General features: G+C 30.9%; 1 protein-coding gene. It reads left to right on the forward strand.

The genetic code is table 11. The annotated features are described in order from the left end of the window. Nucleotides 1–849 precede the first annotated feature (849 nt). A complete protein-coding gene (locus ACFIKD_RS09420; RefSeq protein WP_375647905.1) occupies nt 850–1,053 on the forward strand; it encodes a hypothetical protein in 204 nt (67 codons plus the stop codon). Nucleotides 1,054–1,336 lie beyond the last annotated feature (283 nt).

Raw genomic sequence — 1,336 nt, forward strand, 5'->3', positions numbered from 1 at the left:
CATGCTTTAAAACTTCTACCTCTAAAGCAAACACATAAAAAGCTGCACACATGATGCAGCTTTTTTTGCAAAATTTCTTTGATTTTTCATGCTTTTCAACACAATCAAATTTTTCGACATCCACATAAAGCTTTTATAATCATGAGAAACAAGCTTCAAAATAAAAGATTTTTTTCAACAATTCTATTTTTTTATGTTTTTTCTTTAAGAAATTTCTTAAATGAAGTGTTGACTTCATCGATTATATATATGCGTTACAGCGCAACAAATATGCGACTATTGCTCTATTTTTGCCATTTAAGCAAAACGAATTTCGCAGAAAAATACTCCTCTACAATCAACAACTTTTCCTAATATGGAAAGCATATCAATCTTACATCTCATGTAAGAGGGAGCATTATGCGGTTAATATTTCATCCACGTACAATATGAGAGAATAAGGTGAAATTTCTCTGATACAAAGGGAATACCAACCTACCAAATTATCTATTCTCAACAAAGTAACACTCTCACCGCTTCAATACCAGTATATTAGTTTGAATATACGAACACAATTTACATTCTAGATTAAATGTATCAAATAAATAATAAACACAAAATCTATGGATAAACAACGGGTTAACTTTACACGCTTAAAACAAAGGACAAAACTCTATAATCATGCGTTATTAAAATTTTTTTTGTCAATATTTTTATACAGACATCAAAAATCGTACCATTGCTTTCAATACAAGAAATCTACATAAACAATTTCATCTTGATAAACACAACATGCTATATAGGCTGGATTCCATCGATGCTTATGAACAAACGCTTATAAAGTAGATTGAAGTCGCCTCTATTGAAGTAATAGATGGACAAAACAAACTATATTTTGTTGTGGAAAGCAAAGGAAGTATTTTCGAAGACATCTTGCGCGATCTGGAAAAAGCAAAAATCCATTGCGGTCGTGAATATTTCAAAGCTTTGGGAAGAAATACCCAATATATTTTTTCTGATAATTATCAAACTTTTATCGATCAAGCACTTCAAGAAGATACCATAACAACTTGAAAAAATATTTGGGCTATGGAAACAGCCCTCTCCTGTTGTTTATAAAATGCAATTTTTTCCTACTCTATAATTTACAAGCTCTTCCTTATAACCGATTTTAATTTTTATTAAACGATTAAGAGATTGTCGAACATTTTCCAGAAAGAGCTGCACATTTAAGAAAAGAAAATTATAAACTATTGAGAATACATTTGGCACCCAAACAATATCGCTGCATTTTTACTGTTTTGCCTCGCACTCTCCTTATCGCATAAAGAGAAGGGCTCCGATTTATGATATGCTT

Source organism: Bartonella sp. CR84HXZ (genome assembly GCF_042194535.1).
Taxonomy (GTDB): Bacteria; Pseudomonadota; Alphaproteobacteria; order Rhizobiales; family Rhizobiaceae; genus Bartonella; species Bartonella grahamii.